The sequence below is a fragment of the Rhodococcus sp. NPDC060086 genome (assembly GCF_042730275.1).
Taxonomy (GTDB): Bacteria; Actinomycetota; Actinomycetes; order Mycobacteriales; family Mycobacteriaceae; genus Rhodococcus.
In genome coordinates this window covers 1-21,759 of record NZ_JBHWWZ010000049.1, presented here as the reverse complement: position 1 = coordinate 21,759, position 21,759 = coordinate 1, and the positions used below count along the sequence as shown (strand labels likewise).

Sequence of the window (21,759 nt, the reverse complement as noted above, 5' to 3'; positions counted from 1 at the left end):
CGTGGGAGATTCGGACGGTGCGCACCTCCGATCCGATCCCCGACTCGGTACTGGACGATGTCAGGTCTTCCGCCCGCACGCCGGCAGTCGCCTGGATTCGCCGAGGTGCGGTTGCTCTCCTCGGCATGATCGTCCTGGCCGGCCTCACCGGCCTGCTCGGGGTGTACAGCATGACCGCCCACGCATCCGGCGGCGGTTACCAACTCGATCTCGAATACCCGCGAATTGCGCGACCCGGGCTGAACATCCCCTGGAACCTGACGGTCCGGAGGCCAGGCGGCTTCACGGAACCGGTGGTGATCGCCGTCGAGTCCGACTACTTCGACATGTTCGAGAGTCAAGGGTGGACCCCTGAGCCCTCGGCGGAGACCTCCGATGCCGACCGCACCTACATGACCCTCGACCCTCCGCCGGGCGACACACTCACCCTCGGGTTCGACGCGTATGTCCAGCCGTCCAGCCAGACCGGAGCATCGGGATCGGTATCCGTGTACGAGGACGGAATTGATGTGGTCACCGCGCATTTCACCACCTGGCTGGTGCCCTGATGGAAATCGTCATTCGCGCAGCCGTCCTGTTCCTGTTCCTGTGGGTGGTCACCCGTATCGTCGGCCGGTCGACGGTCGGTGAGCTGAGCACCTTCCAACTGATTCTCTACATCGCTATGGGCGACCTCATTCAGCAGGGAGTGACTCAGCAGGACTATTCCGTCACCGCGGCAGTCCTGGCGATCGGAGTGTTCGCTCTGCTGACCCTCGGGTTGTCATGGGTCAATACCCGCGTTCCTCGCCTCCGGGGCGTGACGAACGGTGTTCCCGTGATCATCGTCCGCGATGGAGTTCCCGACCTACACCGGCTACGTACCGAACGGATGTCACTCGACGACCTGATGAGCAGCGCACGTCAGAAGGGGATTCGTCGTTTCGACGAAATCGAACTCGCTGTGCTCGAAACCAACGGTCGCGTATCGTTTTTCATCCGGTCAGACGGAAGTGCGGGCGAACCGGCGCATCCTGACATCACTGGGTAAGCGGGGCTCCGCCGGCAACAGACCCGGACTGGGTCCTCACCGGACGGAAAAGGCGAGTCCGAAATCGTTCAACGCGGCAGGGAGAGGCCGGTCGGGGCTGGGGTGAGAAATGTCGGGGTGAGAAATGGTAGAAGCGCAGTGAGTCGGGGTACTCCGTCGAGACAGGATTCGTTGTGAGGAGGAAAGCCATGCCGCGGTCATCGATCAAGGACGAAAAGGTGTACGAGGCAGTACGAAAGGACGGGGCATCGAAGGAGAAGGCTGCGCGAATCGCGAACTCGGCTGCCGCCCGCGGCCGTTCCAGTACGGGCCGCAAGGGCGGAAAGTCGTCGTCGTACGAGGAGTGGACCGTCGACGAGCTGAAGAAGAAGGCGAAGGACATCGGTCTGTCGGGCTATTCGTCCAAGCGGAAGGGAGAACTGATAGACGCCCTACGCAACCACTGATGCCGGTTGTGCAGTTGAGCACTCCGGGGGCGAGGGAGTCGCCGGTGGCGGCCTCGTCGACCCGGATGTGGTGGCGGTCGCCGACTTCGGCGCGTCCGTCGGCGGCGCTACTCGCGTGGGTTCAGCTTTCGTCGGGCGATTACGAACGCCACCATTGCGACGAGGGCGACAATAACAATGAGTTCCATGTATATGCGCGTACCCGCTTTCCCGGCGATCGAACACGAGAATCCGGAAGGGAGCCGAGCAGAGCAAGGCTCGGCTTCGAGAGATCTCCTGACCCAGCACGATTCGGATTCGGACCCGGCTCGGATTCGGACTCTCGGCCGGGTCCGAACTCCCGGTGTCTCGAGAGAACCGGGGAAGGTTCATGCCGACGTCGAGAATGCCAACGCTCCGAGGTCGAATCCGGAGACCTCGAAGGGCCTCGTCAACATCGTCGCGGTGGCCCAGCCGCGGTGCAGTAGGGCGGCGTCGCTGTCATAGGTGTCATCGATCGTCACGCTACGGAACGTCACCGCAACGCTTCGGCTCTCGCGGCCGCTCTCCTCGACGTCCCCGATCTCGGCTTGCACAGCGCCGAATTCGGCGAGAGGAGCGGTCTGCAGACCACGCAACTCGTCGAGCGGGATATCGGGGATGTTCACGTTGAGTACCTGTCCTCGGGGAGCATGATCGATCGCCCACTGCACAGCCCGCGTGGCAACCGATGCTGCCGTCTCCCAGCGCGATGGTGCGGTCCCGTTCAGCGACAGTGCAACAGCTCTCGCTCCGTGACTCGCGGCAGTCAGAGCCGCGCCCACCGTGCCCGAGTGCAGGATGGCGTGGCCGGTGTTCGGACCGAGATTGATTCCGGACAGCACGATATCCGGAGCCGGGCCGAATGCACTTTCCGAAGCAATGAACGTGATCAGCGCAGGAGAGGCCTCGACCGCGAATACCTCGACCTCCGGGAGTTCGGGGAAGACCCGCAGCGACATCGACAGCGTGCCTTTCTCCTCGAGAGCGGATAGGGAGGCGCTCGCGCCGCTCCGTTCTATGTGCGGCGCAGCGACGGTGACGTCGAGTCCGGCGTCGACAGCGACCTGCGCCAGGACCCGGAGACCGCGGCTGTCGATCCCGTCGTCGTTGACGATGAGCGCCCTCATCGCTGCGCGGCTTCCACACGCCGCACCTGCACGTTCTCCGCCATACGGACGACCGCCACCGGGTCCCCGGTGGCAAGCCCTCGCCGGGTCACATTCATTGCCCCTGCCGCGGCCCCGAGTCGCAATGCTTCGATGCTGGACTTTCCCTTCGCGAAGGCCGCCGCGAAACCGGCGGTCATGGAATCGCCTGCCCCGTGATGGTCGACGATCTGGACGGGCGGTGTCTCGGCCTCCCACACCTCCCCGTCGCACAGCGCGATCGCCGGGTCACCCGCGCGAGACACCACCACTGTCTCCGCTCCCTCCTCGTGTAGCCGATGCATCGTGGCGATGAGATCGTCGAGATCGTCGGACGGCGCTCTACCGTCCTCGATGAGATCCTCGTGGCTGACCTTGAGGGCGGTGACGCCTCCTTCCAATGCGGCAGTGAGGGAGGGACCCGACAGGTCGGCCACCACCGGAATTCCCAGAGCGGACAGGTCGGCGCACAACCGTCGATAGACCTCGATGGGAACCGCCTCGTCGCAGTGCGGACCTCCGATGATCGCAACGTCGGCGGCCATGGCGGCAGCAAGCGACGTGCTGAACAGGTCGTCCGTCTCGTGCCGTGTGAGCGGCGGGGGAGGGACTTCCACCACCACCGTGCGGTCCCCGCCTCGCCGGTCGTGGATGTACGAGCCGTTGTCACGGGTAGTGGTAACGGGATGGACGGTCAGGCCTTCGCGAGTGATGAGGTCGACGAGGATATTCCCCGCTTCACCCCCGAAGGGCCCGCACAAATGGACCTCCATACCCAGGATCGCTGCCATCCGCCCGATCCAGAATCCCTGCCCACCCGCATGTACGTGCAGTTCTTGGCCGCCATCGGGTGCTGTCTCGATCGTCACCGTCAGCAAGGGACAGGGTGCGAATACGAATGCAGACGGAGATGCTTCACCGCTGACAGACTCGGCCGTATCGTCGGAGAGAGAGTTCATGACCTCGTGGTACCCCCGCCGGGGCGGCACCACACCCGAACAGGTCGTGTGGATCGAGACCGAACGGGGTACCCGCCCATGACCGCATGACGGAGGATGGAATGTCTCGAATTGCCCGGCAGGACACTACCGCTTCGCCTTCTGAGGTATGGAACGTATTTTCCGACGGATGGCGCTATGTGGGGTGGGTGGTGGGCGCCTCCCGCATCCGTCAGGTGGACGCAACGTGGCCGGACGTGGGCAGCCGCATCCACCACTCTGTGGGTTTGTGGCCCGCGCTGCTCGACGACTACACGGAGGTGCTCGCGCGAACTGCCGAGCGCGAGCTGGTCCTCGCTGCGAGGGCGTGGCCTTTCGGTCGCGCCGAAATCCGATTGACGGTCGTTCCGTCGGAAACGGGTTCTCACATCACGATGTCCGAACACGTCACCGGCGGCGTGGGGCGCGTGCTCCCCGGCCTCGTCCAGACCGAGCTGGTTCGTCCGCGCAACCAGGAGTGCTTACGTCGATTGGTATTGATCGCGGAACGTGGAACACACAGGGAGGCCGTGGAATGAAGTCCGAAGCCGGGGAGTCCGCAGCCACGGGTCTGGGCACAGTGGATGCGGTGGTGATCGGTGCGGGACCGAACGGGCTGACTGCGGCGGCCGCCCTCGCCGACGAGGGTTGGGATGTCGTCGTTCTCGAGGAACAGCAGATGCCTGGTGGTGCCGTTCGCAGCGCTGAACTGCATCCGGGGTTCACCGCTGATCTGTTCAGTGCCTTCCATCCGCTCGCGGCCGCTTCGCCCGCCTTTCGTGCTCTCGACCTCGGCGCCCACGGCCTCCGCTGGAGTCGGTCGGCCTTCGCCTTCGGCCATCCGCTGGGACCGGAGGACGACGATGCCGTGGTGGTGCGGCCGGACCCTGCCGACACGGCCGCCGACCTCGAACGCCGCTGCGCCGGCGACGGGAAGTCCTGGCTGGCCTTGGTCGAGCAGTGGGAGCGCGTCCGCGAGCCGTTTCTCCGGGTGCTCCTTCGACCCTTCCCTCCGGTGAGCGGCGCGGCCTCACTGGTCCGGGCATTGGGAACCGGAGAGACACTGCGCTTCGCGAGGATGCTCGCCTTGCCGGTGCTGCGCATGTCCGAAGAGCTTTTCGGTGGGTCGTCGGCGCGCCTCCTCATGCTCGGAAACGCTATGCATGCGGATACTCCCCCGACCGCGCCGGGCAGTGGCGTCATGGGGTACATCCTGACGATGCTCGCGCAGGATGTCGGGTTTCCGTCACCCGTGGGAGGCGCAGGCGCGCTCACCGACGCGCTCGTCCGCCGCGGGGAGAGTGCGGGTGTGCGTGTGCTGTGCGGGCAGAAGATCACCCATATCGACGTCGAAAACGGACGAGCTGTGGCGGTACGGACTGCGTCGGGCGAACGGATCAGGGTCCGTCGTGCGGTGCTCGCCGACGTATCGGCGCCCGCACTCTACGAGCAACTCCTGCCACACCACGCGGTGAGTGATCGGATCCGCTCGGATCTTCGAGGCTTCCAATGGGACACCCCGGTCGTGAAGGTCAACTATGCACTCGGTCGTCCGATTCCCTGGCGGTCACCGTCGTTGGCCGGGGCCGGGACGGTGCACGTCGGTGCCGATACGGGTGCGATGGTGCGGTGGGCGGCAGATCTCGAGACCGGCGTGGTACCCGAGTCGCCGTTCCTGCTGGTGGGGCAGATGACCACCACCGATCCGTCCCGTTCCCCGGCGGGTACGGAAAGCTGCTGGGCCTACACCCATCTGCCCCGGGGAATCACCGACGACGACTCTGCGGAGCAACTCGCCGAGCGTGTGGACACCCAGCTCGAGGCCTACGCACCGGGATTCGGGGAATCGATTCTCGGACGTACCGTGCAGCGACCGCGCGACCTCGAGGCTGCGGATGCCAATTTGGTCGGAGGCGCTGTGAACGGCGGTACCGCACAAATTCAGCAGCAACTGTTCTTTCGTCCCCTTCCAGGGTTCGGAGGTCCGCGGACGTCGGTCGACGGTCTGTTTCTCGCGAGTGCCGGGGCCCACCCGGGAGGCGGCGTGCACGGAATGTGTGGCTGGAATGCCGCGCGGGCCGCGCTCGGCGATGAGAAACCTACCGGGACGCTGCGGCGTGGACTGCACGGCCTGACACGGCGGATCTTGACGTAGTCGCGCCCCGTGAGTTCCTGCCTCGCCCTGGTATACGGTTTGATCTCCGCGATCCTGGGTAACCCTCCTGTGCCCCCCACGATCCGAGGTGATGACGTCGTGACAGCTCCACCGATGCTCCTTCGTACGAACTATGCCCGCGTGTGGCGAATGCCCGGGGTCTACCGGCCACAAGAGGATTCGTTCCTGCTCGCGCACGCACTACGAGAAGCCGGCGGAGCCCGTGATGCTCGGGTGCTGGATTTCTGCACCGGTACAGGGTTTCTCGCGGTCACCGCGGCCCAGCTCGGAGCCGCGTCGGTGACGGCAGTCGATATCGCGCCGCGTGCTGTGTTGACAGCCCGGTTGAACGCCCGCACACGGGGATTGCCCGTACGCGTTCTGCGCGGGGGTCTGGATGCCGCAACCCGCACCGGGCCTTTCGATGTCGTTCTCTCCAACCCGCCCTACGTGCCGCACGATGGTGGACCCGCCGATCCGAGATGGGATGCCGGACCGGACGGCCGGTGCGTTCTCGATCCGCTGTGCGATGAACTTCCGAACCTCTTGTCGTCCAACGGTTTCGCCTTGATCGTTCACTCCGGTTTCAGTGGAGTCGATGTCACACTCGACCGGCTGCGCAGTGGAGGGTTGAAAGCGGCGGTCGTTGCCCGGCAGAACATCCCGTTCGGACCTGTGCTGCAGAGCAGGGCCCGATATCTACAGCACGTGCAATTGGCGGACCCTGATGCGACGAACGAAGAAGTGGTGGTGATCCGTGCAGACAGAACCCGGAACGACTGTGCCCCCGATGAGGAATGACGATGGCCGTGATGTGCGCGAGGTGCGGCTCGTGAAGGGCGGTCCGGCACTCGTCGAAGGACCTGTACGTATCGTGGCGGAAGACGGCATCGAGATCGAATCCGATCGGTTCATGGTGGCGGTGTGCCGATGCCGGCGCAGCGCGTCGTACCCGTTGTGCGACACGAGTCATCGCAGATCTCGGTAGCGACCGGACGGCAGGGCCGAGGCGATGATCGCCTCGGCCCTGCCACAGATCTGTCGGATATCAATACCAATGGGCGCGGCCACCGATGGCCCGGCCCGTGGCCCCCAGGATTGCCAGGATCACCCCGACGACCAGGAGGATCACCCCGATCGTGGTGAGGATGGAAATTCCTGTCAGCCATCCGACCACCAGTAGCACCAATCCCAGAATGATCATCGCGTCACCTCGCTGTGTTTTCCGTCGCCGGTCGGCATCGGAGGGTGAACCTCAGGTACCCGTTGATACCGGCCGCGAAACATGAAGTCTTCGGGAATTTCCCACAACCTGAAACGATGGCGGCGACCCGCGCGGAGTGGCATCGTCGGAGATATGCCTACATCCGAGAACCCCGGGGCCAGTGTTCCGGGCGAGTACAGCGTCGACGACGAAAACCAATTGCAGCCGGAGGACACGCTCATCGATCGCGGTGAGGGCGACATTCTGGACGAGGGATACTCACCGCCGGAGCGACCGCTCGCGATGGAACCCCACGACAGCCTCGAGTCCCGCCTCGAAGAAGAAGTGCCCGACCCTGCACTCGACGACCCTGCACTCGACGACACAGAGGCAGGTGCGCGTGCCGACTATCCGGCTCGCGACGACGAAGTCGGCGACGAGCGCTCCGGGCGGCTCGTAGCTCCCGACGAAGGAACCGCAGCGGACACCGAGAAGGACCTCATCGGTACCGACGTCGGTATCGACGGTGGCGCAGCTTCGGCAGAGGAAGCGGCTGTGCACCGACTCGATGAGGACGACTCCTCTTCCGAGATCTGAGCGTGAGTTCGGAGGCCTGAGGCACGGCTGGTCGTTGCGGGTGATGCAGACAGACCGCAATCGAGGTTTCGGAGCCGGGCTCGGCTGGGTATGTAGTGATCACCTACAACAGCACCCCGAGGAGACGAAACATGTCGAAATCCACGTCGAACTACACGGTGCCCGGCCTCAGTGACAAGGACGGCGCCGGCGTCGCGCGTGTTCTGCAGGAGCGGCTCAGCGCCTACAACGATCTGCACCTGACTTTGAAGCACATCCACTGGAACGTTGTGGGACCGAACTTCATAGGCGTCCACGAGATGATCGATCCGCAGGTGGAACTCGTACGCGGCTACGCCGACGAGGTGGCCGAGCGCATCGCGGCGCTGGGCGAATCCCCGCTCGGAACACCCGGTGCTATCGCGAAGTACAGGACTTGGGACGACTATTCGGTTGTCCGCGACACGGCACAGGCACATCTTGCCGCACTCGACCTCGTGTACGACGGTCTCATCACCGACAATCGCAAGGCGATCACGAAGGTCGGCAAGATCGACCCGATCACCGAGGACCTTCTCATCGGGCAGACGGGTCAGCTGGAAAAGTTCCAGTGGTTCGTCCGCGCACATCTCGAGAGCGCATCGGGCACTCTGTCCAACGCCGATGCGCATACAGAGAAGAATGCCGCGAAGGCCGCACGCTGAATCACAGAGGCGAAGCGAGAACTATGAGTGAGAGAAAGCGCGACTTCGTCGTGCTGGAACTCGACGGGGCATGGCGCGGTCGCTGAAGCGCATCGTCGTCACGGGCGCGAGTGGAAATGTGGGCACCGCGGTGCTTCGCCGCTTCGCATCCTGGATTGTGCCTCCCGACATCGTTGCCGTCGCGCGCCGGACACCCCCGGCGCGCGACGTGTATGCGATGGCTCGGTGGCACAGCCTCGATCTCGCAGAACCGGACGACCACGACGAACTGAGGTCACTCGTTCGCGGGGCCGATGCGGTAGTGCATCTCGCATGGGGCTTCCAGCCGTCGCACCGACGTGATTGCCTTCGCTGCACAGCGCTCGCCGGAACCTGCGCCGATGACCCGGCGCTCACACGCTTCAGATCGGGGTTCATCGGCCAGTACGACGCGGGTACGGCGTTGTAGCGCTACGTTTTTCCCGACTTCCTTCCGGGCGGGGTCGGCCACGCTCCCATGCAGTGGCAGCAGCCGCCGAGGCCACTTGGAAGCTGCGTCTGCAACCGGTCCGAGGTGGGTGGATCGAACTCGCCTATGCCACGCCGATGCTGGACTGCAGCCGAGCGGCCACCATGCTGGATTGGGTTCCCCGCCATGCCGGTCCGCAGGTGTGGCGCGACGGCGTGAACGGCATGCGGGCGGGCGCCGGAACATCGAACCCCGTGCTGTGTGCGCGCACCGCCCGGCAGGTGGCCGCGGCCGTGGTCGAACGCGGGTCCATCGGTCGGCGTATCCCTCCGTAGACGACTCCCTCTGTAGACACCGGGTTTCGTATACGTCGCGCGATGGGTATGTACGCAGGCATGACGAATTCACCCGAAGACAAGCGACCCACCGCGGTCAGCCGCCTCGCGGGGTGGGTCGGGTACGCCTGCGCCCTCGTGGGAATCGTGATCATCGCTCTGGTACTCGTTGCTGCGGGTGGCGGATTCGAAGGCTGGGCGACGCTCGGGATCATTGCCGGTGTCATCGTGTTCCTCCTCGGAGCGGTGTTGATCACCATCAACTTCCGACGTGGCAGAATGCGCGATTCCGGCGGCGCCCCGACCCACGAACCGCGCTGATCGATCAACCGTTTCTCAGACCGTTCTTCACTGCATCGGCGGTACGGCCGGTGCAGTGAGAGACGACCGGTTCTCCGCCCACGATGTCAGCAAATATTGAGCAAGGCGCCCCTCGAGAAACTCGGAGGCGTTCGCACCGAACGCGATGTCGGCAGCACAGCTTGGATCCTTGGCGAGCAGATCGCCGACCACATCGTGTCGCAGGACCAGTTCGTGCACGGCATCCGCTTCGATGTGTTCTGCATAGAAGGTGATGCACGCAGGCGGTGCATCGAGACGCTCCAGTGCGGACACCATCCGGCGGGAGCCCGGTGACGAGGTGATCTCCACCGCCGCGAACATGCCGATCAGCATCGGTATCCGCGCCCTGTGCAGCCCGCACAGTGACATGAAGTTCACGGTGGCGAGAGTGTCCGCAGGCACGCATTCGAGATAGCCGAGATAGTCATCGTGAAGGCCGGCCGCAACCAGGAGGTTCGCGAACAGTCGAGAGTGCAGTCGCTCGGCATGTCCGCCGCCGTACTCGTCGAACTCGACCGCGACGAGTGCGGCTTTCGAACGTCCCGTGAGTCGTGGGATCGCCCAGGCGTTCGGGTCGGCTTCCTTGAGATGGTAGATGGAACGGTGCACGAAGAACTCGCGCATCTGTTCCCACGTTCCGTACGCAGCCAGCTGGTGCGAGAGGCCCCACGCGTCGCGAGCTTCATGGCACAGATCTTCGAGGACCGCGTCGGGATCGTCACGTTCGGGGACATCGCGCCGCAACGCGTGCAGGAAGAGCTGTTCCAGTTGGGCGCGCACACCGAGCGGCCCGGGCATCCATTCCCACTCGGCGTCGACGCCGTCGAATCCGCGGTAGTGCATTTCGTACAGCACAGCAAGCGTGAGCTGTACGTCTTCGCCGTAAGGTTCGCCGGACGCGACGTGCAGAGGCCATGGCCCGATGTCGGCGGGTGAACGTAGCCGCGAGATCACCTCGGCGGATATCGGCCCGCGGGGTCGGGGCAGAGGTGCTGTGTGCACGTCGGAGGAACGGAGCTGCGAAGTCATGGAGTGCGAGTACCCGCTTCCGGCCGAGTGGAACCGTCGTGCGTGTGCGGTTCGTAGGTGTCCAGCGCGGCGAGTACGCTCCACAGGCCTCGCCCTGGAGAAGGAGAGCCGGCGTGAGCAGAAGCTGAGCAAGAACGGTCATGCATACTTCTCGTCCACTGCACGACACTGGATTCATGACCGGATCCGGACGTGACCGACTGCGCGAACTGCTCGACGCCGTCCTCGACGAGGACCATGCGAACCTCGACGACATGGCACGCGGCGCATTCTCGTCGCCGTGGCATTTCAGTCGTCAATTCTCGCTCGGTACAGGAGAATCACCGGTTGCACTGCGGCGTCGGGTGATGCTCGAGCGTGCTGCGTGGCAGTTGCGCGACGGCTGCGGTGTCACCGAGACGGCCTTCGCCGCGGGGTACACCTCGGTGGAAGGATTCAGTCGCGCGTTCTCCCGGGCATACGGCTATCCGCCGAGCACGACAGGGAGCCGGGCACTCGCACCGTCCGGATATTCGCACTGGCTGCCTGCTCCCAACGGAGTACATTTCCATCCGCCCATGCATCTGTGGGTGGAGGGTGACACCGGCGGGTACGGTCGCGGCGTCGGAGCCGGCCAGGTGACCGCGCAGATGGTCCACCACGATCTCGACGACACCCGGATCCTGTTGAATGCCGCATCGGATCTGGACATCGGCGACTACGAGCGCGTCAGATTTCCGGGACTCGTGGTGCTCGAGTGGGACGGACCCGAAGGATCGATTGCGCAGGTGCTCGGCAATCTCGTGTGGTCGAAACAGATCTGGCTCGCATCGATGGTCGGCGCCGACGAACCTGTGCGTGCGGGTAATGACGTGGCATCGCTGTGTAAGCAGTTCGACGTGATCGCACCGCAGTGGGCCGAAGCCGTACGCGACATCGACCGACGCAACGCCTGGGATGATCGCCTGATCGACGCATTGTGCGACCCACCCGAGAGCTTCGTGCTCGGCGGCGTCGTCTCACATGTACTCACCTTCGCGGCGCACCGGCGACAGCTCGTGCGTCACATGCTGCGCGCTGCCGGCCGCAGCGTCGACAACGGCGACCCGCTCGAGTGGCAGCGCGGCGCCTCGCCCCACATGCTCGGAGACGAGCCGGAAGGAAACCCGACATGAGCCGGATGATTTTTTTCACCGCAAGCACACTCGACGGGTTCATCGCGACGGAGGATCACAGCCTGGATTGGTTGTTGTCGCGCGACATCGACCACGACGGACCCGGCGGGGGCGCAGCATTCATGTCCCGGATCGGCGCGGCCGCGATGGGCGCCTCGACGTATCAGTGGGTCCTGGACTATGCCGGGGTCGACAAGTGGGAGTACGAATTCCCGTGCTGGGTCTTCACGCACCGTGACGGAATGCCGGTGGCGCAGGGGCCGGACGGCCCGGGCGACATCCGGTTCACACAGGACGATGTGCGTACGGTCTACGACGAGATGGCAGCCGCCGCCGGTGATCGCGACCTGTGGATGATCGGCGGGGGAGACCTCGCCGGGCAGTTCGCCGACGCGGGCCTCCTCGACGAGATGATCGTGTCGTTCGCTCCGGTGACGATCGGTGCAGGCAAACCGCTACTGCCGCGGCACGTCGAGCTGGAACTCACCGACCTGGCGCGCAACGGGGAATTCGCGATAGCAACCTATCGTGTGAAACCGCCTGGTGCGTCCGAGCGCTGAGCTTGTGACGGGCATCACTCACGGGTACCGTCGGGGTCAACCGAAACGCAGTCCTCGGGAAGGAGTCAAGGCTATGAAGCTCAACCTCTTCGTCGCGTGGTCGGCATTCGCACTCGCGCTCATCGGAGTGATCACGATTGCATTCACCCTGGTTGCCGCCGGATCCGGGCATGGTGGATTCGCGCTCGCCAGTGGGGTCGCCGCCGCCGTGGCGGTGATGCTCGCCTTCGGGATGGTGGCGGGTACCGTCCGGCGCGATCATCGCCGACATTTCGATACACCGCACCTGTTCTGACGATCAGGATTCCGCCAGCCGCTTCTTCTCGGCCTCGATGTCGAAATTCGGTTCCGGCCAGTCGAGGTCGAGACGTGCGAATGCGTCGATGAGTAGTTCCATCACGGCGAGACGGCTGTACCACTTGCGGTCGCACGGTACGACGTACCAGGGCGCGTGGTCGGTGTTCGTCTTGTCGAGCATGTCCTGATATGCCTTCTGGTATTCGGGCCACAGTGCGCGCTCGGAGACATCGCTCGGGTTGTATTTCCAGTGCTTGTCACGCCGCTCGAGCCGCTCGGCGAGACGCTCCTTCTGTTCGTCGAGGGAGACGAACATCGCGACCTTGACGATGGTCGTGCCGTTGTCGACTAGGTCGCGTTCGAATCGGTTGATCTCGTCGTAGCGACGACGCCAGACGGATTCGGGGACGAGCTTGCGCACGCGGGCGACCAGAACGTCCTCGTAGTGGGATCGGTCGAACACTCCGAGCTGGCCGTCTCGGGGCAGGGCCTTCTGGATGCGCCACAGGTAGTGGTGGCGCTTCTCTTCCGCTGTGGGCACGCCGAACGCCCTGTGGTCGACCCCTTGGGGATCCACGTGCCCGATGACGTTACGGACCATCCCGCCCTTACCTGCGGTGTCCATGCCCTGGAGGACCAACAGCACAGATCGCTCGTCGCCGAGGCGGCCGTTCGCGAAGAGCATCTCCTGCAGGTCCGACAGCGCAGCGCCGCGTTCCTCGATGAGCTTCGTCCCGAGTTCCTTGCCGCCCTCGAATCCGGGCGTACCGCTCGCGTCGAGGTCGGCGACCAAATTGTGCGGTCCGGCCCGCAGAATCTGCACTGCCGGGGTGTGCCATCCGTCGCCGTCGTATTCCATGGAAGCGAGCGTGCCACACTGCGTCCGCTCAGTCCGTTTCTTCGGTCTGTGTCCGGTAGGTCTGTGTCCAGTAGGGCGGTGGCGAGGTGCCGTCGATCATATGGCTGCCCCACAGGTCGACCTCGGTGATGCGTCCGGTGGCGGTGCTTCCGCCACTCACGGGAATCCGGATCGTCACTTCGGTGCCTGCGCCCAGGGGCGTGTCGGGCGCGAACGCGACGCCGAGCTCGCGTAGTCGACCGCGCCACACGTGCCGACCCACGATCGGATCGAAGTGTCCGGACAGTTCGATGTCGACGGTGGCGGGTTGCGTTCCGACGGTGACTTCGGCCGGTCCCCTGTAGCCCTCGGGGTCTTCGTCGTGGTGTGGCGGCATCGCATCGGGCATGCCCCGAGATTACACGTAACTCCGGGTTACGTGAATGGGTCAGGATTCGTCAGTGGGGAGCAATGGGTGCGGCTGCGACTTGAAACGTCCGGGCGACCCCCCGGCCTTGGCGATTCCGGCGATCCCGCCCCACACCATCATCGTCAGGTAGTCGACGAGGTCTTCCGCGGTCATGGACTTGTTCGAGATCCACCAGTGCGTCGCAAGCTGGATTGCGCCGACGATGCCGTACGCCCACGGCACCGACCCGCCGGAATCCATCTCGAGCAACCGCAGCCGCTCGCCGAGCACTGCCGACACCAATTCGGCGATCATCCGCTCGGAATCGGCGACGACGTCGCGGCTCGCCGACGAGCTGTTCGACATGATGTAGAGATACACCTCGGGATCCTCGGCGACCGTCTCGACATACGCCGTGATCGCGACCCGGGTGAGATGGTATTCGTCGAGATCCTCGGACACCGCCGAGTAGATGCGCGGCGCGAGAACCGTCTCGATGTATCGCATCATGGTCGCGGTCGTCAGATCGCTCTTGTCGGTGAAGTACCGGTACAACACGGTCTTGGACACGCCGATCTCGGCGGCGATCTCGTCCATCCCGATCTCGTGCCCGCGGGCGCGGATTGCCTTGATGGTGCCTTCGATGAGTTCTTCGCGGCGCGCGATCTTGTGCTCGTGCCAACGACGTTTACGACCGTCTTGCTTCGTGGGCGGGGCGTCCGTCGCGTCGGGTGTAGAAGAAGGCATCTGTTCGGCACATCCATTCGGTCTCGATCGTCCGCTCAGTCTACGGGCGCCGGTTCCTCACACGATTCGGTGGTGTGCCAGGTGGTGCCTACGCAGTGCTCGGTGGTGGCGGTCGAATTTCGGCACAATGGTCCGGTGCAGTACATGAATATCGAGGACGAGGCCAAGCGCCGGGATCTACGCCGGATGAAGGCGGTCGCGACAGGTTTTCTGATCGTGGCCGCCGTGGTGTATCTGTTCTGCAGGTGGCAGGAAACCCGGGGTGCGGGCGCGTGGGTCGGATACGTTCGTGCCGCGTCCGAGGCGGGCATGGTCGGCGCCCTCGCCGACTGGTTCGCCGTGACTGCGCTCTTCCGTCACCCGATGGGAATTCCGGTGCCCCACACCGCGATCATCAAGCGGAAGAAGGACCAGCTCGGCGCGAGTCTGAGCTCCTTCGTCGGAACCAACTTCCTCGCACCCGAGGTGGTGTCGGCGAAAGTCGAATCGGCACAGATTCCGCTGAGGCTGGGCGGCTGGATGGCGCAGCCGCGGAACGCCGAGCGGGTGGCGAAGGAAACCTCGACGATCCTGCGCGGTGTCGTGAGCATCCTGCGTGAGGACGACATCGCGCAGATCATCGACCAGACCATCGTCAAGCGGATTGCTGAGCCCGAGTGGGGGCCGCCCCTCGGCCGCATTCTCGGTGAACTCCTCGCAGAGGGAAGACAGCGTCCGCTGATCGACATGCTTGCCGAACGTGCACACCAGTGGGCGCTGGGAAGCCAGGAGACGATCGACCGCATCATCACGAAGGATTCGCCGTCGTGGTCTCCGAAGTTCGTCGACCTCCTGCTGGGCGAGAGGATCCATCGGGAGCTGGTCGACTTCACCTGGAAGGTCCGCTCCAACCCCGAGCACGAGGTTCGACTCGCCGTGGAGAAATTCCTCGTCGACTATGCGCGGGATCTTCAGTACGACCCGGTGACCATCGCGAAGGCCGAGAAACTCAAGGCCGAGATCATGGGGCGTGAAGAGATCACGCAGTTGGCTTCCGCGACCTGGCGGGTCGCCAAGCGCATGATCCTCGAGTCCGTCGACGACCCGGACAGCACGCTGCGCAGGAAGGTGGCCGAGAACGTCGAGCGCTTCGGTATCCGGCTGCACGAGGACACCGAGATGCGCGGCAAGGTCGACGGATGGCTGCTCGCCGGTGTCCGGTTCATCGCCGGGAACTATGCGGACGAGATCACTTCGGTGATCCGGGAAACCGTCGAACGCTGGGATGCGGAGGAGGCCAGCCGCAAGATCGAGCTCGCCGTGGGGCGTGATCTACAGTTCATTCGCATCAACGGCACGGTCGTGGGTGCCCTCGCCGGCCTTGCCATCTACACGGTCTCCGAGCTGTTGTTCGCATGATCTGCGTCACGTGCTAGCTGAGTGCTTGCTGTAGCTAGCACCCCTCCGTACGCTTGGTGTCGTGTCCACGAATCGAGAATCGGCCGAACCGGTCGGCGACGACCAGAGCGACAACGCTGGGCCCACCGATATCGCTGCGCGGGTGGTGGGCAATGCCGCCCAGGACATCGGAAGCTTCATTCGGTCTCAGCGTGAAGCTGCTCAGGTCTCGCTGCGGCAGCTGTCGCAACTGGCAGGGGTGAGCAACCCGTACCTCAGTCAGATCGAGCGCGGACTGCGCAAACCGTCCGCGGAGGTGCTTGCGCAGATCGCAAAAGGTCTGCGGCTGTCCGCCGAAGTCCTCTATGTGCGAGCCGGAATTCTCGAGGAACGGCCCCACAGCGCGCTTCGCGACGCGTTGCTTGCCGATACCGCACTGTCGGAACGGCAGAAGCAGGTCCTGCTCGACATCTACGACTCGTTCTGTCGCGAGAACGAGACGGTTCCGGCGGCATCGACGCCCGGAAGCGTCACCGACCGCGTGGTTCCAGCAGATCGCGTGAATCCCCCAGACTCAGACGAGGAGAACTGACATGACCGACCCCAACGTTGCACTCCGAACATCCCTCTACGCAGCTGTCGGTGCCGGCGACGCTGTCGTCCAGGCCGTCGCCGACGTCGTCGTCCAGGTGCGTGAGCGCGCCGAGAACACCCAGCTCGACGTGAACGACCGCGTCGAGACTGCACGCGAGCGCATCGCGGCGGTCCCGGCCGATCTGACCGAGACCATCGAGTCCCTGCGGGCCCGCCTGGGCGATCTGCCCTCCGAGCTTCCCGAGGAGCTCGCCGACCTGCGCGAACGCTTCAGTGCCGAGGAACTGCGCAAGGTCGCCGAGGCCTACCTGAAGGTCGCATCCGACCTCTACGCCGCATTCGCCGAGCGCGGCGAAGAGACCATCGATCGTCTGCGTCAGCAGCCGGCCGTCGAGGAACGCCTCGGTCGGGCCGAGGCCGCATTCGGCGACGTCGTCGACCTCACCGAAGACGCGCTCGGTACCGTCGCTCGCCAGACGCGCGCTGTCGGTGAGCAGGCCGCCAAGTTCGCCGGACTGACTGCGGACCGCATCACCGACACGGCCACCGAAGTCGGCGATGCTATTGCCGAAGCCGGCGACGACGCTGCTCTTCGCGTCCTCGAACTCGGCGAACAGGCCGAGGAAGTCAGTGGTGAGGCGGCAACTCGCGTCGAGTCGGTCAAGGGCGATGTGGACGACGCTGCGCAGACTGTGACGGCGAAGGCCGACGCTGTGGTAGTTGCGACCCCTGAAGCCAAGGTTGTGAAGCCTGAGGCCAAGACTGCGACCACTGTTGCGAAGCCGGCGCCGGCCAAGACCCCTGCGAAGAAGGTTCCGGCCAAGACCGCTGCGAAGGCTCCTGCCAAGAAGGCTGCGCCCCGCAAGACCACCGGCGCCTGACCGAAGATCTGGTCTCCGACCTGGTCGAATGCGATCGGCTCCCGCGCTCGAAGTTGCGCGGGAGCCGATTCTCGTAGACTGGGTGCTGTGCCGAATGTCGATTCTCTTGCCGGTCTGATCATGCTCGCCCTACAGGTCATTGCACTTGTCGGAGCAGGCTTCGCGTTGTTCCATGCGGTTCGTCAACCCGCCGAGGCATTTCCCGCGGTCGACAAGCTCACGAAACCCGTATGGCTCGGGATTCTCGCGGCCGCGTTGATCGTCCTTCTGCTCTTCGGGGCAGTGGGGATGCTCGGCATCATCGCCGTGGTTGCGGTCTGCGTGTATCTGGTGGACGTGCGCCCGCGCGTCGAGGAAGTCCAGAAACGGCGCTGGTAGCGCCGACCTGCGCCGATCAGCGATCGTCTCGGCCGACCACTTGACAAGTGTGATCCAGATAATGACACTTCGAGTAACGGGTATCAATCGAGGCGAGGTGGTTCGCGATGTCCATCAGTCGAACCGACGGGTCGATCGAGAGTGCGCCCGATCGAGTACGCGGGTCGTCCGCGGCCGAGGGAAAACAGGGCACAGCGCAACGGCTCCTCGACTCCTCGGCGCGTAAATCCTACGATCCCGCCTTCGAGATCGACTGGGATGCTCCGATCCCCGACGACAAATACGGCATGACTCCCGAGTGGTCCAGCCTGTACGGCACAGACCTGTGGGAACGGATGTCGGAACAGCAGCGGATCACTCTCACCACGCACGAAGCGGCGAGTATCGCGGGGACGGGCATCTGGTTCGAGATGATCCTCATGCAGATGCTCATCCGCGACCTCTACCAGCAAGATCCTTCCAGTGCGTACGTCCAGTTCGGCCTCACCGAGATCGCTGACGAATGCAGGCATTCGATCATGTTCGCGCGCTCGGCGAAGCGACTCGGTGTGCCGTCGTACCGGCCGAAGCGGTGGATCCGCGTGAGCGGACGAGGATTCAAGGCCGTCGCGTCGGGGGCGCTCGCGTTCGGTGCCACACTGTTCGCCGAAGAGATCCTGGACATGATGCAGCGCGATTTCATGCGCGACGAGCGCGTCCAGCCACTCACCCGGACGGTCAGCCACATTCACGTCGTCGAAGAGTCGCGACACATTCGGTACGCGCGCGAGGAAACCGAACGCAGGATGCGTAGTGCCACGCGGGCGCAGCGCGCATACATCCGCATGCACCTGGGTGTGTCCGGCTACCTGATCGTGACGAATCTGATCAACGACCAGGTGTATGCGGCGGCGGGTCTCGACGTCGCCGAGGCGAAGGCCGCGGCGCGTGCGAATACGTACTACCACGACAGATTGCGGCAGGGCACGCGGCGGACGGTCGAGTTCCTCGACTCGGTGGGACTGATCGGCGGTCCGTCGGCGCATCTGCTCCGCAGAGCGCACGTGCTGTGAGTCGTGCCCACAGCCCGTCACCGATCGACAGCCGTCACCGACCGACACTCGATCGCCGGATAGACCGGCGTGCACTCAGGAGAAGCACACGTGAAGAAGCCCAACCGTCGTCAGGCCGTACTGCTCGCCGCAGGGGCGAGTGTGCTTGCCGGTGCCATGGCGAGCGCGTTCGCCGCGCGTCGCGCCCGGTCCACGGTGGTGCGCACGAAGGATGTGGCTCCCCACGCGTTGCTCTCCACTCCGAGCCTGGAGGCCGAGGAGATCGAGGTCCGGACCGACGACGGCGCCAGACTTCATGTACTCGCCTACGGTGATCCCGATGCGCAGCCGCTCGTGTTCAGCCACGGGTGGACGTGCAGCGGGATGTACTGGACCCCGCAGATCAACGCGTTCGCCGACCGATACCGCGTCGTCGTCTACGACCAGCGCGGACACGGCTCCAGTGAAGTAGGGACACGCCGGCTGGGTCCTGACGTCCTCGCCGGCGACCTGGCCGCGGTCCTGGATGCAGTGGTCCCGGCCGGACGCAAGGCGGTGCTCGCCGGGCACAGCATGGGCGGGATGAGCATCATCGCGTGGGCCGAGAGGTACCCGGAGCAGGTCTCTGAGAAGGTCGCGGGTGTCCTCCTCGCCAGTACCGGAATGGACAACCTCATCGCGGACGCGGCATTGATCGCACTTCCCGAGCGGTTCCCGCGGGTGCCGGTGAAGGTGGCGCGTCCGCTTCTCGGTGCGAGGGTGCCGTTGGTCGAATCGAAGTTCACCACCAGGGCTCTCAAATACGTGGCGCTGTCACCGGCGGCGACCGCGGCCGAGGTCGATTTCTGTCAGAAGATCGTGCTCGGGTGCCCGCCGCGTACGCGCGGGGGCTGGGGCTTCGCGCTGAGCACTCTCGACATCCACGAGGGCCTCGAGAACCTCACCGTGCCCACGACAGTGCTCGTCGGCGCGGCCGACCGGCTCACACCTCCGGTACACGCGCGACGGCTCGCAGCCGGACTCGAGAAGGCCGGAAATCTCGAACGCCTGGTGGTGCTCGACGGCGTCGGACACATGAGCTCTGTCGAAGCCATCGACGCGTTCGACGACGAGCTTCTGCATCTCGTCGAGCGCGCGGGAGCGACCGTCTCCTAGTTGAAGACGACGGTCTTCTTACCGTGCACCAGCACCCGATCCTCGAGGTGCCACCGGAGACCGCGCGACAGGACGAGCTTCTCCACATCGCGACCCTGCCGCACCATGTCCGCGACGCTGTCGTTGTGGCTCACACGGATGACGTCCTGTTCGATGATCGGGCCCGCGTCGAGTTCCGCTGTCACGTAGTGGCAGGTCGCGCCGATGAGCTTCACGCCGCGGGTGAACGCCTGGTGGTACGGGCGGGCGCCGATGAACGACGGCAGGAAACTGTGGTGGATGTTGATGGCCCGCCCGGCCCAGTGCTCGCACAGCTCCGCGGGCAGGACCTGCATGAACCGTGCGAGCACCACGGCGTGCGGATCGTGTGCGTCGACGATCTTGCGGACCTGTTCGAACGCAGGTCCGCGTTCGGCGGGATCTGACGGGAACGAGACGTAGTGGTAGTCGATCCCGTGCCTGCGTGCGACCTGCTCGAGTTCGCGGTGATTGCCGACGACGGCGCACACATCGGCTTCGAGCTCGCCGGCGGCCACGCGGCCGAGAAGGTCGTGCAGGCAGTGGGCTTCCTTGCTGACGAGCAGCACCACGCGCTTGCGCTGACCGGTGTCGGAGAGTGTCCATTCCGTTTCCGCGCCGATCTCGTCCGCCACCACGGCGAACCTGTCCCGCAACTCGTCGATGCCGAACGGAATGGACGACGCCCGGACCGCCTGCCGGGTGAAGAACCAGCCGCCGTCCGGGTCGGCGTGATACGCGGCCTCGACTATCGAGCCGCCGACCTCCGCGAGAAACGTGGAGATCTTCGCGACGATCCCGGTGCTGTCGGGGCAGCCCAGGGTCAACACGTAACGGCGGTCGTCGGTCGAGGTGGAACGAGTCATGCCCGCGATTGTCTCAGGTGGCCGGAAGCTGCGGTCGGGGGCCGTCGCACGGTAGCGGTGCCCACGAGCGTGGTGAAGTCGATCGTGTGGATACCGCGCGCGGTCACCTCGTCGGCGATGCCACGTCGCACTGCTGCGATCTGCTCGTCGTCGAGGCCGTTCAACGCAGCCCGGTATCCGGTGCCGGTGACGAGATTCCAGCACAGATCGTCGGTCGCGGGAAGCCGGTTGGACAGGACACGCACCTCGACGGAATGAGTGCCTGCGCCGGCGAGCCATGCCTCGAGCGTGTGTGGGGTGTCGATCTCGTGGAGGGGAGTCCGCGCACGCAGCGACCCGCGCTCGGCGAGTTCCGGATCGAATCGCGCCGCGACGTCGAACACGACCTGTCCGTATTCCTCCAGCGCTCCTCGCCCCCATACCGTCACACCGACCCGGCCGCCGTGTCGTACGAGGCCGACGAGCCGCGCGAACTCCCGATGCATATCGGGAAGGAAGAACACTCCGTAGGAGATCGCGAGTGCGTCGTATCCGTCGGCAGGAATGTCCGAGGGCGCTTCCCAGGCGGTTGCGTCGGCGCACACGAAGTCGACGTTCTGCAACGCTCGGCCCTCGGCGATCAGGCGGGCCTTTTCGAGGAGGTCGGCGGAGAGGTCGACGCCGTGCACACGCCCGGACGGACCCACCGCTGCCGCGGCCGGAAACGCTGACGCACCTGCGCCGCAGCACACGTCCAGGACCGTGTCGCCGGGGCCGAGTCCGAGTTGGAACGCCAGTGCCGTCCCGGCGGGGCCCCACACCGTGTCGGTGAGCAGATCGAAGGTGACGCTCGCGTCGTCGAAAGTGCGGGCGGTGTCTGCTGGGTTGTCGCTCATTTCGGTCAATCTACCGATCTCGGTGAGAGTGCTCCATCGTTCACGGTGGAGGTGAATCACCGTCACTCAGGGCCCTGCGTGTCAGGCTGAGTTGAGGCCAGCGGTTCACAGCAACTCCGCCTGCAGGGCGAGATACGGATCAACCCAACGATGACGATGTCCACCCC

Annotated in this window: 30 protein-coding genes; 21 read left to right on the top strand and 9 right to left on the bottom strand. The window is 64.9% G+C overall.

What is annotated here, in order from left to right:
• Nucleotides 1-17: 17 nt before the first annotated feature.
• From ACFWB0_RS21095 to ACFWB0_RS21085, 3 genes are all read left to right on the top strand, one after another.
• Nucleotides 18-548: a hypothetical protein gene (locus ACFWB0_RS21095; protein WP_378492381.1), complete on the top strand. Its 531-nt coding sequence runs from the start codon at nt 18-20 to the stop codon at nt 546-548.
• The gene (locus ACFWB0_RS21090) at nt 548-1,030 is read left to right on the top strand and encodes a DUF421 domain-containing protein (RefSeq protein WP_378492380.1); all 483 of its coding nucleotides are present in this window, start codon (nt 548-550) and stop codon (nt 1,028-1,030) included. Before ACFWB0_RS21095 ends, ACFWB0_RS21090 begins: the two co-directional genes overlap by 1 nt.
• Before the next feature lie 188 nt (nt 1,031-1,218).
• Entirely contained in the window at nt 1,219-1,476 is a 258-nt protein-coding gene (locus ACFWB0_RS21085) for a Rho termination factor N-terminal domain-containing protein (RefSeq protein ID WP_378492379.1), read from the top strand.
• Between the two features lie 368 nt (nt 1,477-1,844).
• On the opposite strand, the gene surE is transcribed toward ACFWB0_RS21085, so the two are convergent.
• Together surE and ACFWB0_RS21075 are read right to left on the bottom strand one after the other, a co-directional pair.
• The gene (gene surE, locus ACFWB0_RS21080; protein WP_378492378.1) at nt 1,845-2,624 is read right to left on the bottom strand and encodes a 5'/3'-nucleotidase SurE; all 780 of its coding nucleotides are present in this window, start codon (nt 2,622-2,624) and stop codon (nt 1,845-1,847) included.
• Nucleotides 2,621-3,511 carry a PfkB family carbohydrate kinase gene (locus tag ACFWB0_RS21075; protein WP_378492377.1) on the bottom strand — a complete coding sequence of 297 codons (891 nt, stop codon included), beginning with the start codon at nt 3,509-3,511 and terminating at the stop codon, nt 2,621-2,623. Before ACFWB0_RS21075 ends, surE begins: the two co-directional genes overlap by 4 nt.
• Before the next feature lie 191 nt (nt 3,512-3,702).
• On the opposite strand from ACFWB0_RS21075, the gene ACFWB0_RS21070 reads away from it, so the two are divergent.
• From ACFWB0_RS21070 to ACFWB0_RS21055, 4 genes are all read left to right on the top strand, one after another.
• The gene (locus ACFWB0_RS21070; protein WP_378492376.1) at nt 3,703-4,158 is read left to right on the top strand and encodes an SRPBCC family protein; all 456 of its coding nucleotides are present in this window, start codon (nt 3,703-3,705) and stop codon (nt 4,156-4,158) included.
• The gene (locus ACFWB0_RS21065; RefSeq protein ID WP_378492375.1) at nt 4,155-5,774 is read left to right on the top strand and encodes a phytoene desaturase family protein; all 1,620 of its coding nucleotides are present in this window, start codon (nt 4,155-4,157) and stop codon (nt 5,772-5,774) included. The genes ACFWB0_RS21070 and ACFWB0_RS21065 overlap by 4 nt, the downstream gene beginning before the upstream one ends.
• 150 nt (nt 5,775-5,924) lie before the next feature.
• Nucleotides 5,925-6,575 (top strand): HemK2/MTQ2 family protein methyltransferase, encoded by a 651-nt coding sequence (locus ACFWB0_RS21060; RefSeq protein ID WP_378492399.1) that lies wholly within the window; start codon nt 5,925-5,927, stop codon nt 6,573-6,575.
• Nucleotides 6,565-6,762 (top strand): CDGSH iron-sulfur domain-containing protein, encoded by a 198-nt coding sequence (locus ACFWB0_RS21055; protein ID WP_378492374.1) that lies wholly within the window; start codon nt 6,565-6,567, stop codon nt 6,760-6,762. The genes ACFWB0_RS21060 and ACFWB0_RS21055 overlap by 11 nt, the downstream gene beginning before the upstream one ends.
• Before the next feature lie 60 nt (nt 6,763-6,822).
• Here the strand turns inward: ACFWB0_RS21055 and ACFWB0_RS21050 are convergent, their stop codons facing one another.
• Nucleotides 6,823-6,978, bottom strand: coding sequence for a DUF6131 family protein (locus ACFWB0_RS21050; protein ID WP_169690105.1), 156 nt, complete (start codon nt 6,976-6,978; stop codon nt 6,823-6,825).
• Nucleotides 6,979-7,131: 153 nt separating this feature from the next.
• On the opposite strand from ACFWB0_RS21050, the gene ACFWB0_RS21045 reads away from it, so the two are divergent.
• The 5 genes from ACFWB0_RS21045 to ACFWB0_RS21025 all read left to right on the top strand — a co-directional run bounded on the left by ACFWB0_RS21045 (nt 7,132) and on the right by ACFWB0_RS21025 (nt 9,362).
• The gene (locus ACFWB0_RS21045) at nt 7,132-7,575 is read left to right on the top strand and encodes a DUF5709 domain-containing protein (RefSeq protein WP_378492373.1); all 444 of its coding nucleotides are present in this window, start codon (nt 7,132-7,134) and stop codon (nt 7,573-7,575) included.
• 131 nt (nt 7,576-7,706) lie between these two features.
• Nucleotides 7,707-8,258 (top strand): Dps family protein, encoded by a 552-nt coding sequence (locus ACFWB0_RS21040; RefSeq protein ID WP_378492372.1) that lies wholly within the window; start codon nt 7,707-7,709, stop codon nt 8,256-8,258.
• A gap of 70 nt (nt 8,259-8,328) precedes the next feature.
• A complete protein-coding gene (locus ACFWB0_RS21035; protein WP_378492371.1) occupies nt 8,329-8,706 on the top strand; it encodes an NAD-dependent epimerase/dehydratase family protein in 378 nt (125 codons plus the stop codon).
• A 53-nt stretch (nt 8,707-8,759) separates the two neighbouring features.
• Nucleotides 8,760-9,041, top strand: a complete 282-nt coding sequence (locus tag ACFWB0_RS21030) for a hypothetical protein (RefSeq protein WP_378492370.1) — start codon at nt 8,760-8,762, stop codon at nt 9,039-9,041.
• Nucleotides 9,042-9,101: 60 nt separating this feature from the next.
• Nucleotides 9,102-9,362, top strand: a complete 261-nt coding sequence (locus ACFWB0_RS21025) for a hypothetical protein (protein ID WP_378492369.1) — start codon at nt 9,102-9,104, stop codon at nt 9,360-9,362.
• Nucleotides 9,363-9,389: 27 nt separating this feature from the next.
• On the opposite strand, the gene ACFWB0_RS21020 is transcribed toward ACFWB0_RS21025, so the two are convergent.
• Complete coding sequence (locus tag ACFWB0_RS21020; protein WP_378492368.1) at nt 9,390-10,412, bottom strand: iron-containing redox enzyme family protein; 1,023 nt, start codon at nt 10,410-10,412, stop codon at nt 9,390-9,392.
• 176 nt (nt 10,413-10,588) lie between these two features.
• On the opposite strand from ACFWB0_RS21020, the gene ACFWB0_RS21015 reads away from it, so the two are divergent.
• From ACFWB0_RS21015 to ACFWB0_RS21005, 3 genes are all read left to right on the top strand, one after another.
• On the top strand, nt 10,589-11,566 hold the full coding sequence (locus ACFWB0_RS21015) for a helix-turn-helix domain-containing protein (RefSeq protein ID WP_378492367.1): 978 nt from the start codon (nt 10,589-10,591) through the stop codon (nt 11,564-11,566).
• Nucleotides 11,563-12,126, top strand: coding sequence for a dihydrofolate reductase family protein (locus tag ACFWB0_RS21010; protein WP_378492366.1), 564 nt, complete (start codon nt 11,563-11,565; stop codon nt 12,124-12,126). Before ACFWB0_RS21015 ends, ACFWB0_RS21010 begins: the two co-directional genes overlap by 4 nt.
• Before the next feature lie 73 nt (nt 12,127-12,199).
• The gene (locus tag ACFWB0_RS21005; RefSeq protein ID WP_378492365.1) at nt 12,200-12,421 is read left to right on the top strand and encodes a hypothetical protein; all 222 of its coding nucleotides are present in this window, start codon (nt 12,200-12,202) and stop codon (nt 12,419-12,421) included.
• A gap of 3 nt (nt 12,422-12,424) precedes the next feature.
• On the opposite strand, the gene ACFWB0_RS21000 is transcribed toward ACFWB0_RS21005, so the two are convergent.
• The 3 genes from ACFWB0_RS21000 to ACFWB0_RS20990 are packed head-to-tail and all read right to left on the bottom strand — an operon-like array spanning nt 12,425 to nt 14,417.
• Nucleotides 12,425-13,282: a polyphosphate kinase 2 family protein gene (locus ACFWB0_RS21000; protein WP_378492364.1), complete on the bottom strand. Its 858-nt coding sequence runs from the start codon at nt 13,280-13,282 to the stop codon at nt 12,425-12,427.
• Between the two features lie 28 nt (nt 13,283-13,310).
• A complete protein-coding gene (locus ACFWB0_RS20995) occupies nt 13,311-13,670 on the bottom strand; it encodes a DUF4873 domain-containing protein (protein ID WP_378492363.1) in 360 nt (119 codons plus the stop codon).
• 39 nt (nt 13,671-13,709) lie between these two features.
• Complete coding sequence (locus ACFWB0_RS20990) at nt 13,710-14,417, bottom strand: TetR/AcrR family transcriptional regulator (protein WP_378492362.1); 708 nt, start codon at nt 14,415-14,417, stop codon at nt 13,710-13,712.
• Between the two features lie 144 nt (nt 14,418-14,561).
• Between ACFWB0_RS20990 and ACFWB0_RS20985 the strand changes: the two genes are divergently transcribed.
• The 6 genes from ACFWB0_RS20985 (at nt 14,562) to ACFWB0_RS20960 (ending at nt 19,833) form a co-directional block, all read left to right on the top strand.
• Nucleotides 14,562-15,815 (top strand): DUF445 domain-containing protein, encoded by a 1,254-nt coding sequence (locus tag ACFWB0_RS20985; protein ID WP_378492398.1) that lies wholly within the window; start codon nt 14,562-14,564, stop codon nt 15,813-15,815.
• A 61-nt stretch (nt 15,816-15,876) separates the two neighbouring features.
• Nucleotides 15,877-16,386, top strand: a complete 510-nt coding sequence (locus ACFWB0_RS20980; protein ID WP_378492361.1) for a helix-turn-helix domain-containing protein — start codon at nt 15,877-15,879, stop codon at nt 16,384-16,386.
• 1 nt (nt 16,387) lies between these two features.
• Nucleotides 16,388-17,269, top strand: a complete 882-nt coding sequence (locus ACFWB0_RS20975) for a heparin-binding hemagglutinin (RefSeq protein ID WP_378492360.1) — start codon at nt 16,388-16,390, stop codon at nt 17,267-17,269.
• An 87-nt stretch (nt 17,270-17,356) separates the two neighbouring features.
• Nucleotides 17,357-17,647 carry a DUF2516 family protein gene (locus ACFWB0_RS20970; RefSeq protein WP_378492359.1) on the top strand — a complete coding sequence of 97 codons (291 nt, stop codon included), beginning with the start codon at nt 17,357-17,359 and terminating at the stop codon, nt 17,645-17,647.
• Between the two features lie 107 nt (nt 17,648-17,754).
• Entirely contained in the window at nt 17,755-18,699 is a 945-nt protein-coding gene (locus ACFWB0_RS20965; RefSeq protein WP_378492358.1) for a diiron oxygenase, read from the top strand.
• 90 nt (nt 18,700-18,789) lie between these two features.
• Nucleotides 18,790-19,833, top strand: coding sequence for an alpha/beta fold hydrolase (locus ACFWB0_RS20960; protein ID WP_378492357.1), 1,044 nt, complete (start codon nt 18,790-18,792; stop codon nt 19,831-19,833).
• Here the strand turns inward: ACFWB0_RS20960 and purU are convergent.
• The gene (gene purU / locus ACFWB0_RS20955) at nt 19,830-20,717 is read right to left on the bottom strand and encodes a formyltetrahydrofolate deformylase (RefSeq protein WP_378492356.1); all 888 of its coding nucleotides are present in this window, start codon (nt 20,715-20,717) and stop codon (nt 19,830-19,832) included. The genes ACFWB0_RS20960 and purU overlap by 4 nt on opposite strands.
• Nucleotides 20,714-21,592, bottom strand: a complete 879-nt coding sequence (locus tag ACFWB0_RS20950) for a class I SAM-dependent methyltransferase (RefSeq protein WP_378492355.1) — start codon at nt 21,590-21,592, stop codon at nt 20,714-20,716. The genes purU and ACFWB0_RS20950 overlap by 4 nt, the downstream gene beginning before the upstream one ends.
• Between the last annotated feature and the right edge of the window lie 167 nt (nt 21,593-21,759).

Excerpts from the sequence above, each read along its gene's own strand:
- ACFWB0_RS20965 (WP_378492358.1), top strand. The coding sequence starts at position 17,755 with ATGTCCATCAGTCGAACCGACGGGTCGATCGAGAGTGCGCCCGATCGA.
- ACFWB0_RS21070 (WP_378492376.1), top strand. The coding sequence starts at position 3,703 with ATGTCTCGAATTGCCCGGCAGGACACTACCGCTTCGCCTTCTGAGGTA.
- ACFWB0_RS21040 (WP_378492372.1), top strand. The coding sequence starts at position 7,707 with ATGTCGAAATCCACGTCGAACTACACGGTGCCCGGCCTCAGTGACAAG.
- ACFWB0_RS21020 (WP_378492368.1), bottom strand. The coding sequence starts at position 10,412 with ATGACTTCGCAGCTCCGTTCCTCCGACGTGCACACAGCACCTCTGCCC.
- ACFWB0_RS21060 (WP_378492399.1), top strand. The coding sequence starts at position 5,925 with ATGCCCGGGGTCTACCGGCCACAAGAGGATTCGTTCCTGCTCGCGCAC.
- ACFWB0_RS21045 (WP_378492373.1), top strand. The coding sequence starts at position 7,132 with ATGCCTACATCCGAGAACCCCGGGGCCAGTGTTCCGGGCGAGTACAGC.
- ACFWB0_RS20975 (WP_378492360.1), top strand. The coding sequence starts at position 16,388 with ATGACCGACCCCAACGTTGCACTCCGAACATCCCTCTACGCAGCTGTC.
- ACFWB0_RS21010 (WP_378492366.1), top strand. The coding sequence starts at position 11,563 with ATGAGCCGGATGATTTTTTTCACCGCAAGCACACTCGACGGGTTCATC.
- ACFWB0_RS21050 (WP_169690105.1), bottom strand. The coding sequence starts at position 6,978 with ATGATCATTCTGGGATTGGTGCTACTGGTGGTCGGATGGCTGACAGGA.
- ACFWB0_RS21005 (WP_378492365.1), top strand. The coding sequence starts at position 12,200 with ATGAAGCTCAACCTCTTCGTCGCGTGGTCGGCATTCGCACTCGCGCTC.
- ACFWB0_RS20995 (WP_378492363.1), bottom strand. The coding sequence starts at position 13,670 with ATGCCCGATGCGATGCCGCCACACCACGACGAAGACCCCGAGGGCTAC.
- ACFWB0_RS21025 (WP_378492369.1), top strand. The coding sequence starts at position 9,102 with ATGACGAATTCACCCGAAGACAAGCGACCCACCGCGGTCAGCCGCCTC.
- ACFWB0_RS21085 (WP_378492379.1), top strand. The coding sequence starts at position 1,219 with ATGCCGCGGTCATCGATCAAGGACGAAAAGGTGTACGAGGCAGTACGA.
- ACFWB0_RS21000 (WP_378492364.1), bottom strand. The coding sequence starts at position 13,282 with ATGGAATACGACGGCGACGGATGGCACACCCCGGCAGTGCAGATTCTG.
- surE (WP_378492378.1), bottom strand. The coding sequence starts at position 2,624 with ATGAGGGCGCTCATCGTCAACGACGACGGGATCGACAGCCGCGGTCTC.
- ACFWB0_RS20985 (WP_378492398.1), top strand. The coding sequence starts at position 14,562 with ATGAATATCGAGGACGAGGCCAAGCGCCGGGATCTACGCCGGATGAAG.
- ACFWB0_RS21015 (WP_378492367.1), top strand. The coding sequence starts at position 10,589 with ATGACCGGATCCGGACGTGACCGACTGCGCGAACTGCTCGACGCCGTC.
- ACFWB0_RS20990 (WP_378492362.1), bottom strand. The coding sequence starts at position 14,417 with ATGCCTTCTTCTACACCCGACGCGACGGACGCCCCGCCCACGAAGCAA.
- ACFWB0_RS21055 (WP_378492374.1), top strand. The coding sequence starts at position 6,565 with ATGAGGAATGACGATGGCCGTGATGTGCGCGAGGTGCGGCTCGTGAAG.
- ACFWB0_RS20950 (WP_378492355.1), bottom strand. The coding sequence starts at position 21,592 with ATGAGCGACAACCCAGCAGACACCGCCCGCACTTTCGACGACGCGAGC.
- ACFWB0_RS21035 (WP_378492371.1), top strand. The coding sequence starts at position 8,329 with ATGGCGCGGTCGCTGAAGCGCATCGTCGTCACGGGCGCGAGTGGAAAT.
- ACFWB0_RS21090 (WP_378492380.1), top strand. The coding sequence starts at position 548 with ATGGAAATCGTCATTCGCGCAGCCGTCCTGTTCCTGTTCCTGTGGGTG.
- ACFWB0_RS21065 (WP_378492375.1), top strand. The coding sequence starts at position 4,155 with ATGAAGTCCGAAGCCGGGGAGTCCGCAGCCACGGGTCTGGGCACAGTG.
- purU (WP_378492356.1), bottom strand. The coding sequence starts at position 20,717 with ATGACTCGTTCCACCTCGACCGACGACCGCCGTTACGTGTTGACCCTG.